Genomic DNA, 15,543 nt, shown 5'->3' with positions numbered 1-15,543 from the left:
CACCCCGCCTGCTCGCCACGCCTCCCGGGCGCACCAAATCGCCCTCTACAAGGGATGTGAGCCCAGAGGCCGCGACCGGTGCCGACTCGAGCCGCCCCGGAGGAGAGCGGGGGAGGCCGTCCACTCCTGAAAAGAACTTCCAGCTCCGGGTCCCGCGCGGAGGATTTATTTCGGTCCATGCCGTTGGTACTGTGCTGCCGTGCCACCCCCTCGCACCGTCAGCGCCCCACGGGATGACCGCGCGCCGACCGAAGAGTCCCCACGCTCCACCGTCCGACGAGGGGAGTGGGCGCGCTTCACCGAATCCGGTCTCGGGTGGCTGCTGCTGCTGCCGTCGGTCGTGGTCTTCGCGCTGTTCGTGTTCTGGCCGCTGGGGCGGACCCTGTACCTGTCCGTGCACGGCAACGACCTCTTCGGCGCCCCGTCGGTGTACGTCGGCGCGGAGCACTACCGGGAGATGCTGTCCGCCGAGTTCGGCAAGGTGCTGGCCACGACGGGCCTGTTCACGCTGATGTCCGTGGTGCCGGCCGTCCTGGGCGCGCTGTTCGTGGTGCTGCTGCTGGAGGCGCGAATCCGCGGCGTACGGGTGTTGCGCACCGCGTTCGCGCTGCCGTTCGCGTTCTCGGTGGCGACCGCGTCGGTCGTCTTCGCCGTCATCTACAACCCGGCGATCGGCGTGGCCAACGGCGTGCTTGGATCCCTCGGGATCGACCGGGTCAACTGGCTCACCGACCCGTCGATCGCGCTGCCCGCCGTCTGTGCCGCGACGGTGTGGATGAACCTCGGTTACAACATCCTCGTGCTCTCCGCCGGCGTCGCGGCGATCTCACCCGAGGTGGTCGAGGCGGCGCGGCTGGACGGCGCGACCGGCTGGAGGTTGGCGTCCCGGATCACCGTGCCGCTGCTCTCTCCGCAGCTGTTCTTCCTCGTCGTGGTGTCCACCATCCACGCGTTGCAGAGCTTCGGGCAGATCCACATCCTGACCAAGGGCGGCCCGGACCAGGCCACGACGACGCTGGTCTACTCGATCTACGAGAAGGCCTTCGCCTTCGGGTCCTCCGACTTCGGCTCAGCCAGTGCTCAGGCCGTCGTGCTGCTGATCGTCATGCTCGGCTGTACGGCTGTCCAGTTCGGCATCCTCGAGCGGCGGGTCCACTACCGATGAAAAAGCTCAGTTTCGGCAAGGCCGCCGTCTACGCCGTGCTCGGCCTGGCCGCGATCCCGGTCCTGTTCCCCATCTACTACGGCTTCGTCGGTGCCGTGATGGGCCCCGGTGACCTGGCCACCTACCCGCCCGCGCTGGTGCCGCACGAGCTCTACTGGCAGAACATCAGCGACGTCTTCCGCTCGGTGCCGCTCGGTCGCTTCTACGTCAACTCCGCCATCCAGGCCGGGGTCATCACGCTGGCCCAGATCGTCACCAGCATCCTGGCCGCGTACGCCTTCGCGTTCCTTCGCCTGCCGGCGAAGGCGGTGACGTTCGCGCTGTTCCTCGCGACCCTCATGGTGCCGTGGGAAGCGATCATCATCCCCAACTACCTGGCCATCTCCGGCTGGGGACTGGCGCGGGGCGGGTTGACCTACCTCGGTCTCGTGCTGCCCTTCCTCGCCTCGGCGTTCGGCACGTTCCTGCTGCGTCAGGCCTTCCTGCAGTTCCCCACCGAGTTGCGCGACGCCGCGGTGATCGACGGGTGCGGCCACTGGCGCCTGCTGTGGCGGGTCATCGTGCCCCTGTCCAAGCCCTCGATCGCGGCGGTCGGGGTCTACGTCTTCCTCTCGGCGTGGAACCAGTACTTCTGGCCGCTGATCCTGATCCGCGACTCCGAGTACCAGACGCTGCAGATCGGCATCTCCCAGCTCAACGACGCCGAGGTGGCGCAACCGGGGCTCGTCCTCGCCGGCGTCGCGCTGTCCCTGCTTCCCACGCTGGCCGTCGTGCTCTTCGGCCAGCGCTACATCGTCCGCGGCCTCACCGCCGGCGCGCTGCGTTAACTCTCGAAGAGGAGAACCCCCGTGAGACAACCTAGGCTCCGCCGGACCATGACGGCATTCGTCGCCCTGGTAGCCGCCGCCGCCCTGACGGCGTGCGGTGGTTCCGGGTCCGGCACCGATTCCGGCAAGGACGCGCTGGAAGCGCCCGGCGCGGAGGTGCTCGAGAAGGCCACCGGCAAGACCACCATCGAGTTCTGGCACGGGATGAAGGGCGCCAACGCCGAGGCGATCGACAAGCTGGTCGCCGACTTCAACGCCCAGAGCGGTGGCAAGGTCGAGGTCAAGCCCATCTACCAGGGCAACTACGACGAGACGATCGCCAAGTACAAGGCCTCCGTGCAGCAGAAGAACACGCCCGCGCTGGTGCAGATCTACGACATCGGCTCCCGCTTCATGGTCGACTCCAAACAGGCCGTACCGATGTACAAGTTCATCGACAAGGACAAGTTCAACGCGGGCGACATCGAACCGAACATCGCCAACTACTACTCGATCGACGGCAAGCTCCAGTCGATGCCGTTCAACACCTCCACCCCGCTGCTGTACCTGAACAAGGAGGCCTTCGTAAAGGCCGGCCTCGATCCGACGAAGCCGCCGCAGAACCTCGACGAGATCGGGGAGATGGCGAAGAAGCTGACCGTCAAGGACACCAGCGGCAAGACCGTCCAGTACGGCTTCGGCGCCGCCATCTACGGCTGGCTGCTGGAACAGCTGATCGCCACCGACGGCAAGGAGTACTGCGACAACGGCAACGGCCGCAAGGGCCTCGCCACGAAGGTGCAGTTCGACCAGGAGACCGGCGTGCGCGTGGCGCAGTGGTGGGCGGACCTGGTCAAGGGCGGCTACGCGACGAACACCGGCCGCAAGACCGACGACGCCCAGGCCGCATTCAAGGCCGGCACCGTGGCGATGCACCTGGAGTCCACCGGCGCCATGCGCGGCTACGTCGAGGCGGCCAAGGGCAAGTTCAGCGTGCTCACCGCGCCGTACCCGAAGGCGAGCAGCTCGGCGACGGGCGGACCGATCATCGGTGGCGCCTCGCTGTGGATCAACGGCGTCGGGCACAGCGACAAGGAGAAGCGGGCCGCCTGGGAGTTCGTGAAGTTCGCCGTGAGCCCGGCCCAGCAGGCCAAGTGGCACACCGGCACCGGGTACGTGCCGGTCAACGCCAAGGCGCTCGACGAGCAGATCGACAAGGACTGGGTGGCGCAGTACCCGCAGTTCAAGACCGCCGTGGACCAGCTGCACGCGCTGCCGCCGTCGGTCGCGTCGGCCGGCTGCCTGCTCGGGGTGATGCCGCAGGCCCGCAAGGCGTCCGAGGACGGCCTGGAGGCGGCGATCGTCGGTAGCAAGCCGGCCGACCAGGCCATGAAGGACGCCGCGGCGAGCGTGCAGGCCGCAATCGACAGTTACAACAAATCGGTGAGCTGACCAGCGGGTCACCGCCGAGTGGGCACCTCGGACGGAGGGGCCGGCTCCATCGAGCCGGCCCCTCCTCGTCGATGCTCGGGGTGTCCGTCGGCTCAGACGATGTAGGCGTACAGGTCGACGACGGTGCCGTCGGCGCGGTGCAACCCGGCGGAGTCGCCGTTCGTGCTGTTCCAGACGGTGGTGGTGCGCCCGTTGTGGTAGGTGGCCGCGTCGTCGTTGCCCGGACCGGTGTGCACCCGCAGCCGCCCGCCCGGCGGGATGACGTAGCCGTCGCCCACCACGATCCTGTCGGACGCCTGGTTACGCAGGTACCAGCCGCTGACGTCCACCGGCTCGTCGGAGATGTTGCGCAGTACGACGTGCTCGCCGGCCGGCCGTGCTTCGTCGCCGGGCGAGTGGTAGCTGATGTCCTCGATGACCACGCCGGCCGCACCGGGCAGCCGGTCGTGGCCGTGCAGCATGTTCTTCAGCTCGGACGGGTAGTTGGTGATCATGCCGTCGACGCCGAGGTCCAGGGACCATTGCCAGAGCTCCGGCGAGTCAACCGTCCATGGCACGAGGGCCATGCCCGCCTCGATGACGTGGGCCGCGTCCTCGGGCCGCAGCCGGCGAATGTCGGGGTTGATCGAAAAGATCCACTCGGCGAGGTCCGTCAGCTTTCCGCCCGTCGGCACGTCGTAGGTGATCAGCGAGACAGGGACATCGGGCAGCTGTGCGTGAAAGTCCCGGAGGGCCTGCTCATCGAAGGACCCGACGATCAGCGGCTGCGACCGGGCATTCGGCTCGATCCAGTCGCGACGCCGGCGCAGCCGAGCGACGACCGCTTGCGCCAGCCCCGGATTCACCGCGGGCGACTTCAGCTCGAGGTTCAGGCCGACCCGGCCCTCGACCAGGTCAAGCAGTTCGTCGAAGGTGAGGAGGTGCTGGCCGGTGAATTCGGCGTCGTACCACCCCCCGGCGTCGAGTTTTTTCAGCTCGGCGAGGGTGAAGTTGTGCACATTCCAGGGTGCGTGGTCTGGGTATGCCAGCCTGGCGTCGGTGGTGCGGCCGAGTGTCACATCGTGGATGATCACCAGCTCCCCGTCGGCGCTGAGCTGCACGTCGGTCTCGATGTAGTCGGCGCCCTCGGCGATCGCAACCTCGAAGGCGGCCGCGGTGTTCTCCGGCGCCATCCCGGACGATCCGCGGTGCGCGTACGTCGCGGCGCCCCTGCCGTTACGGCTGACACGCGGTGTCATGCCTGCCCGGGGAACCGGCGCCACTGTCGGCCCCGCATTGACGGCGGGCCTCGATGACGAACTCGTGCTCATCCAACAACTCCGTGGGGAAGGGGGCGACGTCTCCGGCTCCTGCCTGACCCTAACCGGATTCAGCCCGGCTCAAATGGTCCCGAGAACGATGCTCGCGCCGGCCGTTCCTCACTTCGCATGGACGAGCGCTGTCACGCGGCGGCGAAGCCGACCGTGATGGTAAGACCGCCCTCCGGGTTCGGCACCACCCGCAGGTCCGCCCCGTGGCTGTCAGCGATGGCACGCACGATCGCCAACCCCAGCCCGCTACTCCCGCTGTGCATACGGGGCCCGGCGAGGCGCTGGAACGGCTGCAGGATCCGGTCGACCGCATCCTCCGGCACAAACGGACCCGTGTTGCTGATCGCGAGTACCGCCCGCGTCCCATGACAGCGCGTCTCGACATCGACCCGCCCGCCGTCGAGGTTGTAGCGGATCGCGTTGTCCAGCAGATTGCCGATCAGGCTGGCTAGCAGCGTCGGATCGGAGCACGCCACGACGGCCCGCTGGAGGTCGGTGCGAATGGTGAGGCCCGCGGCTGCGGACCCGCGTGCCGTCACCGCCTCGACGGCGAGTGTGGCCAGGTCGACCGGTTGGGTGGCCACCGGGCCCTGCTGGCCCTGCGCAAGCGTCAGCAGGGCAGCGACCAGCCGCTCCTGTTGGTCCCCGATGCGCAGCAGCTCCTCGCACACGGCGCGCAACGACGTCGCGTCGGCGTCCGGATCGGCGAGCGTGACCTGGATCAGCGTCCGGTGAACGGTCAGCGGGGTCCGCAGTTCGTGCGAGGCGTCGGCGACGAAGCGGCGTTGTGCGGCGTAGGCGGCGTCGAGCCGGGTGTAGAGCCCGGCTAGCGTGGCGGACAGGTGGGCGAACTCCTCGTATCGGCCAAGTTCGCCGTGTTCGGGTAACCGGTCGGCGGTGGCGCTCTCGGCTGTGGAAGTGAGTTCGCGGAGCGGTCGCACCGCCCGTCCGGCGAGCGCCCACCCGATCGGAGCTGCCACGAGCGCGACCACGATCAACCCCGCGACGACTGCCACCAGCACCGGCCCGGTGTTGCTCACAGTGCCTCCGCCAGCTACGGCACCGACCGCTTGGGTGGATCGGCCGGTCCACGCGCCGAGGCCGACGACGGCCACCGGCACGGCGCCCAGGATGACCGCTGTCGCGGCGTACAGAACCGCGAGCCGGGTACGCAGCCGCGGCCGTTCAGTCGCCGGCACGGTACCCGCCCTCGCGGACCGTCGTGATGATCGACGGCTCGCCAAGTTTGGCCCGGAGCCGGCCGAGCGTGGTCTTGACCGTGGTGGTGAACGGGTTGGCGGCCTCGTCCCAGACGTGGTCGAGCAGATCCTCGGCGGACACCACCTGGCCAGGGCGAGCCAGCAGGTGCGCAAGCACCGCGAACTCCTTCGGGCTGAGGGCCACCGGCCGACCCGCACGGGTGACGGTCCGGCGGGCCGGGTCCAGTTCCACGTCGGCGAAGCGCAGCACCGGTGGCACGGGCGGGCCGGATCGGCGGCCGAGCGCCCGGACCCGGGCGACCAGTTCGGGGAAGTCGAACGGCTTGGTCAGGTAGTCGTCGGCACCGAGATCGAGACCGTGTACCCGCTCGGCGAGCGTGGCTGCGGCGGTGAGCATGAGGACTCTGGCGGGCAGGCCGAGCTCGCCGACGCGCCGGCACACGTCGTCGCCGGAGACGGTCGGCAGGTCGCGGTCGAGCACCAGCACGTCGTACGGCGCGAGGTCCAGGCGTTCCAGTGCCTGGCCTCCGTCGGTGACGACGTCCACGGCCATTCCTTCGCGGCGCAGCCCGGCGCCGATCGTCCGGGCGAGCAGCTCGTGATCCTCGACGACTAGCACCCGCATGGGCCGAGCATGCCAGCCGGCTGGTGACAGTACGGTGACGGCCGCTTGTGACCGGGCTGTCACCGGTGCCGGCGTAGAAATCGGCAGCATGATCCTGGAGACCGAAGCGCTCGCCAAGAGGTACCGGCGACGGTGGGCGTTACGCGACTGCACACTGGCCGTGCCCGAGGGCGCGATCGTCGGCCTGGTCGGACCGAACGGCGCCGGCAAAACCACCCTGCTGCAGCTGATCGTGGGCCTGCTATCCCCGACGGCGGGTGCCGTCCGGGTGCTCGGCGGCACCCCTGACGCGGCGATGCGGTCCGGTCGGGTCGGGTTCGTCGCGCAGGACGCCCCGACGTACGCCGGCCTGACCGTCGCCGACCACCTGAGCCTGGGTGCGGGGCTCAACCCGCACCGCTGGGACGCAGCCGCGGCGAAGGAGCGGGCGGAACGGCTGGGGCTGCCGCCCGAGCAGCGAGCCGGCCGGCTCTCCGGCGGCCAGCGCGCCCAGCTGGCGCTCACGCTCGCCCTGTCGAAAAGCCCCGATCTGCTGGTCCTCGATGAACCGGTGGCCAGCCTTGACCCGCTCGCGCGCCGCGCGTTCCTGGACGAGACGGTGGCGGCCGCGACGGCCACAGGCACCGCGGTGGTGCTCTCCACGCACCTGGTCGCCGATCTGGCCCACACCTGTACCCACGTGGTGGTCGTTGCCGGGGGTCGGATCCGGCTCGCCGCCGCGATCGCGGGCCTGTGCGCCACCCCCGCCGAGCTGGAGCGCGTGGTCCTTGACGAGCTCGGCCGGGCGACCGACGAAGGGCACCCCCAATGAACCGGTCGAGCACCATCGCCACGACGACCTGGGAGGTCGCATGATCCGGCTCGCGCTCCGCCAGTTCCGGACCTCGGCCTGGACTGCCGTGGTCGGACTCGTCGCGGTCGCCGCAGTGGTCCTGGCGACCCGGCCGCATCTCGCCGACGCCGCCGCAGCCGCGCAGCGCGCCTGCGGATCGGACCCCCACTGCCCCGCCCTCACCACGTTCGCACTCGACAACACGGCCACGCGAACCGCCTTCGGTCTCGTCGTGATCGTGGCGCCCGCGCTGATCGGCGCGTTCTGGGGTGCGCCGCTGATCACCCGGGAGTTCGAAGCCGGCACCCATCGACTGGTCTGGGCGCAGAGCATCAGCCGGAGCCACTGGCTGGCGGTGAAGCTGGCGGTCGCCGGCACCGCGACCGTCGTGGCGACCGCACTGCTCAGCGCACTCGTCACGTGGTGGGCTGCACCGCTGGACCACGCGGCGGCGGCCATCTACGGCACATTCGACCAGCGCGACATCGTGCCCATCGGGTACGCGCTGTTCGCTTTCGCCTTCGGCGTGACCGCGGGCCTGGTCACTCGCCGGACACTGCCGGCCATGGCCCTCACCCTGGCCGGCCTGATGACAGTCCGGATCCTGGTGACCGAGTGGATCCGGCCGCTCGCGGTCGCTCCGCGGGTGGTCTCCATGCCGCTCGACCCCGACACCACCGGGTACGGCTCGGGCGGGAACATCCTGCTTGGCAGCGGACCGAGCACACTACAACCGACCACGCCGGACATCCCGAACGCCTGGATCCAGTCCGTCCGCATCGTCGACGCCGCCGGAGAGCCGCTCACCGATCAGGTGCTGCGAGCGACCTGCCCGACGCTCGGCCAGGGGCCCGGAGGTCCGGCCGGCCCAGTTCCGGAAGCCGTTCGGCAGCAGATGCACGACTGCATCGTCCGGATCGGCCAGGACTACCACGAGGTCGTCACCTATCAACCCGGCGACCGCTACTGGACGTTCCAGTGGTGGGAGTTGGCACTGTTCGGGTTCGTCACGGCGCTTCTCTGCGGGTTCGCGTACTACCGCCTCCGTCGTTTCCGGGGCTGATGGACCGACCGATGCCGGGCCGGGCCAATGCCCGACCCGGCACGCCCCCTTCGCCAAAGCAAAGATCAAAAATCAAAGCTGGCGTCTTTGACCATCCTGGCCTGCGAGTGGCGGCAGCGTCCCCGGAACAGCTCCTGGCCATGAAGGTGCTCGGCCGCGCCACGCCGGGACCCCGGCGACATCCGCTTCCTGGTCGAGCACCTCGGGCTGACCACCACCGGGCACGCCCTCAACCTCTGCGCGGAGGTCTTCCCAGAGGACGAGGTGCCGGGCCCGGCGACACTCGTCCTCGAGGACGTGTTCGACGGCAGACAACCCTGCCATCGATCTTCCTGCTGGACCTGCCGGCCGGCCCCCGTCAGACGACCCGCCTGGCTGCCGGTGAAACCGTCACGACTGGCCCTGAGCTGCGGCGACACCGCTCGATTGGTGGATCCACCACACATCGTCGGGCCAGCCTGAGGCACCGGTGCCACAGGCCCGGGTCCCGCCGTCACCATCCGGCGTGGGCCCGGGCCCTTGCATCCACGGCCCACTTCGGCAGAGCGCCGCGGGCGGGCCGTCACCGCGCTCGCCGCGATGATTCAGGATGGTGGGCGCGGAACGCCGGCCGTGGTGACCGTATGGGCAGCGCAGGCCTGGATGGGTGCGGTCAGCGGAGCTTACGGAAGAACTCGCGCACGTCGCCGACCAAGAGGTCGGGTGCTTCCATGGCGGCGAAGTGGCCGCCGCGGCTGAACTCGGTCCAATGCACCACGTTGTGGTCGCGTTCGGCGAGGGGCTGGATGGTGATGTCGTTGGGGAACACCGCCACCCCGGTCGGTACCGAGGAGCGTGGCTGGGCCTGGCCCCAGGTGCGGGCGTCTTCGTAGTAGATGCGGGCGGCGGATCCGGCTGTGCCGGTCAGCCAGTAAACCGAGACGTCGGTGAGGATCAGGTCGCGGTCGACAGCGTCCTCGGGTAGGGCGGCGCTCGGGTCGGTCCATTCCTTGAACTTCTCGACGATCCACGCCAGCTGGCCGACGGGTGAGTCGGTGAGGGCGTAGGAGATTGTCTGCGGCCGGGTCGACTGGACGATGGCGTACCCACTCATGTCCCGGCCCCAGGTCGTCATCAGCGCGAGGCGGGCCTGGTCGGCCTCGGTGAGGCCGACCAGCTCGGCCGGATCGCCGGAGGGGAAGGTGCCCAGGTTGTTGACGTGCACGCCGATGACGTGATCGGGGTCGATGCGGCCGAGTTCGGGGGAGACGATCGCTCCGGTGTCGCCGCCCTGCGCGCCGTAGCGGTGGTAGTCGAGGCGTCTCATCAGTTCGGCCCAGGCGCGGGCCACCCGGCTGGTGTCCCAGGCCGGGGCGGCGAGCGGGCTGGAAAAGCCGAAGCCGGGTAGTGACGGGGCCACGACGTGGAAGGCGTCGGCGGCGTCGCCGCCGTGTCGGGCGGGATCGGTCAGCGGGCCGATGATCTTCATGAACTCCACGATCGAGCCGGGCCAGCCGTGGGTGAGGATGAGCGGCAGTGCTTCCGGCTCGGGTGACCGCACGTGCAGGAAGTGCATCTTCTGCCCGTCGATGACGGTGGTGAACTGGGGAAATTCGTTCAGCCGTGCCTCGTGGGCGCGCCAGTCGTACGTGGTTTGCCAGTAGTCGGCCAGGTCTTTCAGGTAGTTCAGCGGCACCCCGGCCGCCCAGCCGGCGCCGGGCACCTCGCTCGGCCAGCGGGTGTGGGAGAGCCGCTGACGCAGGTCGTCTAGGTGGTCCTGCGGGATGTTGATCTGGAACGGGGTGATCTCTTCGCTCATGGCAGTCACACTATGAGGCACCTAGGACAGCTTCCGCCCTAGGTGAATGGCACACTTCTGCGAATGTTGGAAACCTCCGCCCGACTGCTGCGGCTTCTCGGACTGCTGCAAACCCCGCGTGATTGGGCCGGCGCAGAGCTTGCGTCACGCCTTGAGGTCGACGTGCGGACCGTGCGGCGTGACATCCAGAAACTGCGCGACCTCGGTTACCCCGTGCACGCCATCCCCGGCGCGGCCGGCTACCGGCTCGGTGCCGGAACGAAGCTCCCGCCGCTGCTGCTCGACGATGAGGAGGCCGTCGCCGTCGCCATCGGGCTACGTACCGCCGCCAGCGGCACCGTCACCGGCATCGAGGAAACCTCGCTACGCGCACTGGCCAAGCTCGAACAGGTACTACCGTCGCGTGTACGCCACCGGGTCAACCTGCTGCACTCGGTCACCGTCACGGTCCCCGCCGCCGGCCCTTCCGTGGACCCGGACGTGCTGACCGTCCTCGCCGCCGTCTGCCGCGACCACCAGCGGCTCCGCTTCGACTACCGCAGCCACGACGGCACCGACTCGGTACGCGACACCGAACCTCACCGGCTGGTCCACACCGGCCGGCGCTGGTACCTGGTCGGCTGGGACACCGACCGGCGCGACTGGCGCACCTACCGGGTCGACCGGATCCGTCCTCGCATCCCGACCGGCCCTCGCTTCACACCCCGACCGGCACCCGACGTCAACCTCGCCGGCTACCTCACCCACGGCGTCTCCACCGCCCCCTACCGCTACCGTGCCCGGATCACCCTGCACGCGCCAGCCGCTACCGCCGCCGAACGGATCCCGCCCACCGTCGGTGTCATCGAAGCCGTCGACCCGCACACCTGCCTCCTGCACACCGGATCCAACTCCCTCGACGAACTCGCCATCTACGTCGCATCGTTCGGCTTCCGCTTCCAGATCCACGAACCACCCGAACTGATCGCACACATCCGAGCCCTCGCCACCCGGCTCACCGACGACGTCCGCTGACACGGAGGGAGGTGGACCACGAGGCCTTCCAGGAAAGCCGTCCGGTGGTCGGCCGCCGAGGCTCGGACGCGGGGAAGATGCAGGTCAGTGCTCGCGTTCGAGGCCGCCGGTGACGCGGTCGCCGCCGGGGTGAAGCCGCGCAGGCGCAAGGCGTAGGCCGCGAAGCGGATCCGGTAAACGCCGGGCGCCGCCCGTTATGGGGGACTCGAGCGACGCCCGGCACCGGGCCGTGTCCCGGACCGAGGTTTGGACGGAAGGCCGGGGTCGTTGCCCTCGGCGGTTCACTGCCTGGGGCGGCCCGGTGCAGAAGTCCTTCGGACCCCGGTCTTCCGCGCGGTGAAGAGTATCGGCGCCCACTGGCACCCGGGTGCCGGTTATGGCGGATTTAATCCGCCAATAAGCCGTCGATTAGCCATAGTCGTTCGCTCATCGAGGAGGTGCGCGGCGTGCCGATCGACGGGGAGCGGCGCGGCCCCCCGGGCTGGTGGATGAAGCGAACGGCGTGGGTGAGCTTGACGCCCTTGGGCCGGCCGGTGGTCCCACCGGTGTAAGAGATGCCCAGAAACTCGTCGCCACCGCGGCGGCTGTCGGCGATCGGCCGAAAACGTGGCGAAGATTGCGAATTGTCGTACTGACCACGGGAACCACCCACCAGGGCGTTGCCTACATCCTGCTGTGGAGCTCGTAGGCTGGCCATACGGGTTGTGCCATCCTTGCAACGCCACAGCTACTGGCAAAAGGTGCTGATCGACTCCCGCAGGGGTCGATCGTCCGTCACAGGAACGTGACCGACCAAAGAACCCGCCCGCGAGGCACGTGTGCCGGCGCCGCGAGCGGGTGGGCCCCAGCCGATGGGACCGGGGAGGCGTGAACGGCGAACGAGGCGCCGGACTACTTCCAGCCCGAAGGCGGGCTGGTGCTCGCGTATCTGCTGATCGTGCGGGATGTGGGACGGTCACAGGTGGACTTGGGGCGACGAAGCATGACCGAGCTGCCGGTCAGGTGACCCCTACGCTTCCTAGAAAATTCAGCAGGAGAACGCCCCTCCGGATGAGCGGGAGAGACGGTGCCGAAGGCCTACTGGATCAGCACCTTCCGGTCCATCAGCGACGAGGAGAAGCTCGCTGCCTACATCGAGCTGGCCGGGCCGGCGTTGCGCGCCGCCGGCGGCACGTTTCTGGCGCGTGGCGTGCCGTCGCGCGCGTTCGAGTCCGGCCTGCTGGAGCGTACGACGCTTATCGAGTTCGACAGCGTAGACGCTGCGGTTGCCGCCTACCACAGCCCCGCCTACCAGGAGGCGCTGCGTGCGCTGGCCGAAGGAGCCGAACGCGACGTGCGCATCATCGAAGCGGCGCCCTGACGCCGGCGACGACCCTGCCCAGGCTGCCAGGACGAGGCGCCGGGCCGCCCTACTCACGGCACTCAGCTAGCGAAGGGGGCCGAAGCTGCAACCGTCGACCGTCGAGCACATTGATCAGCCCGCCGTCGCGGCTCACCTCGTGGTCGCGCTGGCACAGCTCGGCACCGCACTCCTGCGGAAGCTCAAGGAAATCCCCGTCGAGGCGGTGTTGAGGATGTCCCGTAAAGCGTCTTGGATCGCCCGATCGGGATGAGGCAGGGTCACCCCCCGTCGCAGGAGGCTGTGGGCAAGGCGCACCGGACCGAACCGCGGCGTAGCTGGCGGTTCGACGGGGATCCGGCCGGAGAGGAGAATCCTGTGGAATACGAGGATTTCATCAACGCAGTGGCCACGCGGGCAAAGGTGTCGACCGATCAGGCGGCGACGATCACCGGGGCGACGTTGGAGGCATTGGCAGATCGGATCAGTGCCGGCCAGGCGGACGCGCTTGCCTATCAGCTTCCCGGTGGGCTTGACGCCTGCCTGCTCAAACCGCTCAGGCAGGAGCAGGTCAAGTCGTCGCTCGGGTTCGATGATTTCGTGCAGCGGGTGGCGGATCGCCCCGATGTCGACCGTGCGCTCGCCGATGCCGGGGTGCGCGCGGTGCTCACCACGCTACGTGAGGCTGTTACCCGAGACGAGTTCGAGAACGCGGTGGCCCAACTGCCGAAGGAGTTCGCGCAGGCGATCGAACCGGTGGGTGCCGGTGGCGGGCGGCGCCCCGGCCAGTAACACACCCAGCCAAGGCAGGAGTAGGTGTGCCCGTGTCGGACGCGGGTACGCCGCTGCCGTCGGCTGGTGATCTTGCGTGCGTTCCTGGATGAGAGTGCGTCGGTAGCGACAAAACGCGGGTTGCAGGGATCGATGTCCACAAGAAGCAGATCACCCTCGCGGTCCGTGCCCCGGGCAAGCTGCACCCCGGCCGCCGAGAAGGAGCGGCCACCAGCGGGGGCCGGGCCGAACTGCTGCCGACCGATGTGGCTGTCAGGCGCCCACATCCGCCGCTCATGATTCGGAGCGTTTCACGCTTGCCCTCGTTTGTCGTCCTCGGCGGCGGCCCACTCCAAGCCGTGGGCCCCGCCAGTCCGAGTCAGCAGGAAGTCGCCAGACGGCCTGCCGCACGACGATGACGGGCGGAAGGAACGACAGCCGCCGTGCCCGAGCGAAGCGAACGATTCGCGATGACAACGGCTGACAGGCACGACCAGACTCCCCGGCGGGGTCGTAGCCCCATCGGGGGTACTACCCGCCGCTCCATCGTTGACAACTCTGGTTGTCAGGCGGGAAGTGCGAGGTGGCTAGTGCGGTGTCCACTAACGTTCACCGGGTTTCCGGTGCAGCGTTGTGGATCCTCGCCGTGTGGCGAGCGACTCCCCTCCGGTTGGTGGGGCGGGCCTCCGCGGGCCAGCTGATCCTCGCGCCGCTGGTTGGGGGCGGCGGGGGTCACGTCGGGACTGGCCGGCTCCGGGGAGGTGCCGTCCGGCTCGACGGTGCGTGACCACCCCGGGCACTACGACAGGTGTGGGGGTGGTGGGTCCGCCGCCCGGGCTGCGGGTGGCGATGGTGGCGGCCGCGACCAGGTCACGGTGCCCAGAAAACTGGCAGTGCGGGCAGGACATGGTCCTGCCGCGCGGTTTCGGGATGCGCCGCCGACAGGCGGGGCACGTGGAGGAGGTGCCGCGCTCGTCGACGAGGTGGACGGTGATGCCCGCCAGGACGGCCTTGTCGGTGAGGACCTGCAGGAGCCGGCCGATCTGCCACTGCCGCAGCCGCAGGTTGTGCCGCCGCCCCGCGTCAATGCCGAGCACCCCGCGGGGGTCACCGACGTGCAGCACACCCACCCGCTGCGCCACCGCCCAGGACACCACCGTGCGGGCGGCTTCGTGCTGGGCCTGGCGGACCCGGCGCCGATGCCGGCCCTCCACCAGCCGGGCGCGGCGGCGGTATTTGCGCCACCGCCGCGACCCCCGCTGCCCCGGCTTGGGCGCACGCCGTGACGTGGCCCGGCGGCGGCCCTTCGTGTCCTTCAGGTGCATCCGGTGCTCGGCGCGGATCGCCCGCCCCGACACCAGCAACCCGGCACCGTCCGGGCCGGCCACCGCGTACGGGTGGATGATCCCCAGATCGACGCCGGCCACCCGATCCGGGGCTGGCCCCTCACCGGGCGGGTAGGTCGTAACCGGGACCTCGGCGGTCACGTCCAAAAACAGGCGGCCACCCTCACACAGCAGGGTGACCGACCGGACCTGCTCGACCGGATACGGCACCTCCCGCGCCAGCCTGACCCACAACGGCGGTCCGCCCTTGGCCACCGGGATCCGCACCCGACGCCCGTCGAGGGTGAACGTGCCGTGATACCAGCGCACCGGCATCAACCCGCGCCGCCGACGCGGGAACCGGGCCGACACGTCGCCGTCCTTACGGCGTTTCGCCGCCGCGAACCACGCGTCGGAGAAGCGCCGCAACACCGACCGGGCACCCGTGGTATCCAGCTCGCCGAAAGTCCCCGCCCCGGCCACGGACAGCTCCCGGCACAACTCCTGATAGCCACTCAGCGGGGCGTCACGGCGGTGGCGCCGCCACGTGTTGACCTCCAACACGCACGCCCACACGTCACCAGCCGAACGCAGCAACCCGAAACACCGCCGCCGCTGCCCCGCCGTCACCCGCAACGCCACCCGCCCCGTGCGATAAACCACCCGAGGCGCAGACGGATCCCGACGACGAGCCACAACCCGACCCAACACCACCGGTACGACAAAACCCCACGGCCACCAACCCGGCGAACGTTAGTGGACACCGCACCAGTGAGGCTTCGCCTCGGACCGCCGAGGTGGGTGGCTGGGCTGGTCGGGCCGG

The 15,543-nt window shown here is 69.5% G+C and carries 14 protein-coding genes; 8 read left to right on the top strand and 6 right to left on the bottom strand.

The annotated features are described in order from the left end of the window. Nucleotides 1–199 precede the first annotated feature (199 nt). The 3 genes from ACGFI9_RS09530 to ACGFI9_RS09520 are packed head-to-tail and all read left to right on the top strand — an operon-like array spanning nt 200 to nt 3,423. Nucleotides 200–1,165 (top strand): carbohydrate ABC transporter permease, encoded by a 966-nt coding sequence (locus ACGFI9_RS09530; RefSeq protein ID WP_393176875.1) that lies wholly within the window; start codon nt 200–202, stop codon nt 1,163–1,165. Beyond that, complete coding sequence (locus ACGFI9_RS09525; protein ID WP_393176872.1) at nt 1,162–1,992, top strand: carbohydrate ABC transporter permease; 831 nt, start codon at nt 1,162–1,164, stop codon at nt 1,990–1,992. Before ACGFI9_RS09530 ends, ACGFI9_RS09525 begins: the two co-directional genes overlap by 4 nt. 48 nt (nt 1,993–2,040) lie before the next feature. Further along, nucleotides 2,041–3,423, top strand: coding sequence for an ABC transporter substrate-binding protein (locus ACGFI9_RS09520; protein ID WP_393176869.1), 1,383 nt, complete (start codon nt 2,041–2,043; stop codon nt 3,421–3,423). A gap of 92 nt (nt 3,424–3,515) precedes the next feature. On the opposite strand, the gene ACGFI9_RS09515 is transcribed toward ACGFI9_RS09520, so the two are convergent. The 3 genes from ACGFI9_RS09515 to ACGFI9_RS09505 all read right to left on the bottom strand — a co-directional run bounded on the left by ACGFI9_RS09515 (nt 3,516) and on the right by ACGFI9_RS09505 (nt 6,578). Next, nucleotides 3,516–4,661 carry a glycerophosphodiester phosphodiesterase family protein gene (locus tag ACGFI9_RS09515; RefSeq protein WP_393176867.1) on the bottom strand — a complete coding sequence of 382 codons (1,146 nt, stop codon included), beginning with the start codon at nt 4,659–4,661 and terminating at the stop codon, nt 3,516–3,518. Nucleotides 4,662–4,864: 203 nt separating this feature from the next. Continuing rightward, nucleotides 4,865–5,773, bottom strand: coding sequence for a sensor histidine kinase (locus ACGFI9_RS09510; RefSeq protein ID WP_393176865.1), 909 nt, complete (start codon nt 5,771–5,773; stop codon nt 4,865–4,867). Nucleotides 5,774–5,918: 145 nt separating this feature from the next. After that, nucleotides 5,919–6,578, bottom strand: a complete 660-nt coding sequence (locus tag ACGFI9_RS09505) for a response regulator transcription factor (RefSeq protein WP_393176863.1) — start codon at nt 6,576–6,578, stop codon at nt 5,919–5,921. An 88-nt stretch (nt 6,579–6,666) separates the two neighbouring features. Here ACGFI9_RS09505 and ACGFI9_RS09500 point away from each other — a divergent pair, with 88 nt between their 5' ends. Together ACGFI9_RS09500 and ACGFI9_RS09495 are read left to right on the top strand one after the other, a co-directional pair. Further along, a complete protein-coding gene (locus tag ACGFI9_RS09500) occupies nt 6,667–7,389 on the top strand; it encodes an ABC transporter ATP-binding protein (RefSeq protein ID WP_393176860.1) in 723 nt (240 codons plus the stop codon). 40 nt (nt 7,390–7,429) lie between these two features. Continuing rightward, nucleotides 7,430–8,473: an ABC transporter permease gene (locus ACGFI9_RS09495; protein WP_393176858.1), complete on the top strand. Its 1,044-nt coding sequence runs from the start codon at nt 7,430–7,432 to the stop codon at nt 8,471–8,473. A gap of 652 nt (nt 8,474–9,125) precedes the next feature. Here ACGFI9_RS09495 and ACGFI9_RS09490 read toward each other — a convergent pair. Then, entirely contained in the window at nt 9,126–10,271 is a 1,146-nt protein-coding gene (locus ACGFI9_RS09490) for an epoxide hydrolase family protein (protein ID WP_393176856.1), read from the bottom strand. A gap of 63 nt (nt 10,272–10,334) precedes the next feature. Between ACGFI9_RS09490 and ACGFI9_RS09485 the strand changes: the two genes are divergently transcribed. After that, nucleotides 10,335–11,285, top strand: a complete 951-nt coding sequence (locus ACGFI9_RS09485) for a helix-turn-helix transcriptional regulator (RefSeq protein WP_393176854.1) — start codon at nt 10,335–10,337, stop codon at nt 11,283–11,285. A 385-nt stretch (nt 11,286–11,670) separates the two neighbouring features. Here the strand turns inward: ACGFI9_RS09485 and ACGFI9_RS09480 are convergent, their stop codons facing one another. Beyond that, nucleotides 11,671–11,982 carry an AMP-binding protein gene (locus ACGFI9_RS09480; RefSeq protein ID WP_393176851.1) on the bottom strand — a complete coding sequence of 104 codons (312 nt, stop codon included), beginning with the start codon at nt 11,980–11,982 and terminating at the stop codon, nt 11,671–11,673. A gap of 369 nt (nt 11,983–12,351) precedes the next feature. Between ACGFI9_RS09480 and ACGFI9_RS09475 the strand changes: the two genes are divergently transcribed. Continuing rightward, on the top strand, nt 12,352–12,645 hold the full coding sequence (locus tag ACGFI9_RS09475) for a DUF1330 domain-containing protein (protein WP_393176849.1): 294 nt from the start codon (nt 12,352–12,354) through the stop codon (nt 12,643–12,645). 357 nt (nt 12,646–13,002) lie between these two features. Further along, the gene (locus ACGFI9_RS09470; protein WP_393176848.1) at nt 13,003–13,416 is read left to right on the top strand and encodes a DUF2267 domain-containing protein; all 414 of its coding nucleotides are present in this window, start codon (nt 13,003–13,005) and stop codon (nt 13,414–13,416) included. A 581-nt stretch (nt 13,417–13,997) separates the two neighbouring features. Here ACGFI9_RS09470 and ACGFI9_RS09465 read toward each other — a convergent pair. After that, nucleotides 13,998–15,350 (bottom strand): RNA-guided endonuclease InsQ/TnpB family protein, encoded by a 1,353-nt coding sequence (locus ACGFI9_RS09465; protein ID WP_393177854.1) that lies wholly within the window; start codon nt 15,348–15,350, stop codon nt 13,998–14,000. Nucleotides 15,351–15,543 lie beyond the last annotated feature (193 nt).

This window comes from Micromonospora sp. NPDC048930 (assembly GCF_043197935.1).
Taxonomy (GTDB): domain Bacteria; phylum Actinomycetota; class Actinomycetes; order Mycobacteriales; family Micromonosporaceae; genus Micromonospora.
The sequence above is the reverse complement of the archived record's forward strand: the minus strand, read 5'-3'. Positions and strand labels throughout refer to the sequence as shown.

Coding starts and splice junctions, on each gene's coding strand:
- ACGFI9_RS09525 (WP_393176872.1), top strand. CDS start 1,162: ATGAAAAAGCTCAGTTTCGGCAAGGCCGCCGTCTACGCCGTGCTCGGC.
- ACGFI9_RS09520 (WP_393176869.1), top strand. CDS start 2,041: ATGACGGCATTCGTCGCCCTGGTAGCCGCCGCCGCCCTGACGGCGTGC.
- ACGFI9_RS09515 (WP_393176867.1), bottom strand. CDS start 4,661: ATGACACCGCGTGTCAGCCGTAACGGCAGGGGCGCCGCGACGTACGCG.
- ACGFI9_RS09505 (WP_393176863.1), bottom strand. CDS start 6,578: ATGCGGGTGCTAGTCGTCGAGGATCACGAGCTGCTCGCCCGGACGATC.
- ACGFI9_RS09500 (WP_393176860.1), top strand. CDS start 6,667: ATGATCCTGGAGACCGAAGCGCTCGCCAAGAGGTACCGGCGACGGTGG.
- ACGFI9_RS09495 (WP_393176858.1), top strand. CDS start 7,430: ATGATCCGGCTCGCGCTCCGCCAGTTCCGGACCTCGGCCTGGACTGCC.
- ACGFI9_RS09490 (WP_393176856.1), bottom strand. CDS start 10,271: ATGAGCGAAGAGATCACCCCGTTCCAGATCAACATCCCGCAGGACCAC.
- ACGFI9_RS09485 (WP_393176854.1), top strand. CDS start 10,335: ATGTTGGAAACCTCCGCCCGACTGCTGCGGCTTCTCGGACTGCTGCAA.
- ACGFI9_RS09480 (WP_393176851.1), bottom strand. CDS start 11,982: ATGGCCAGCCTACGAGCTCCACAGCAGGATGTAGGCAACGCCCTGGTG.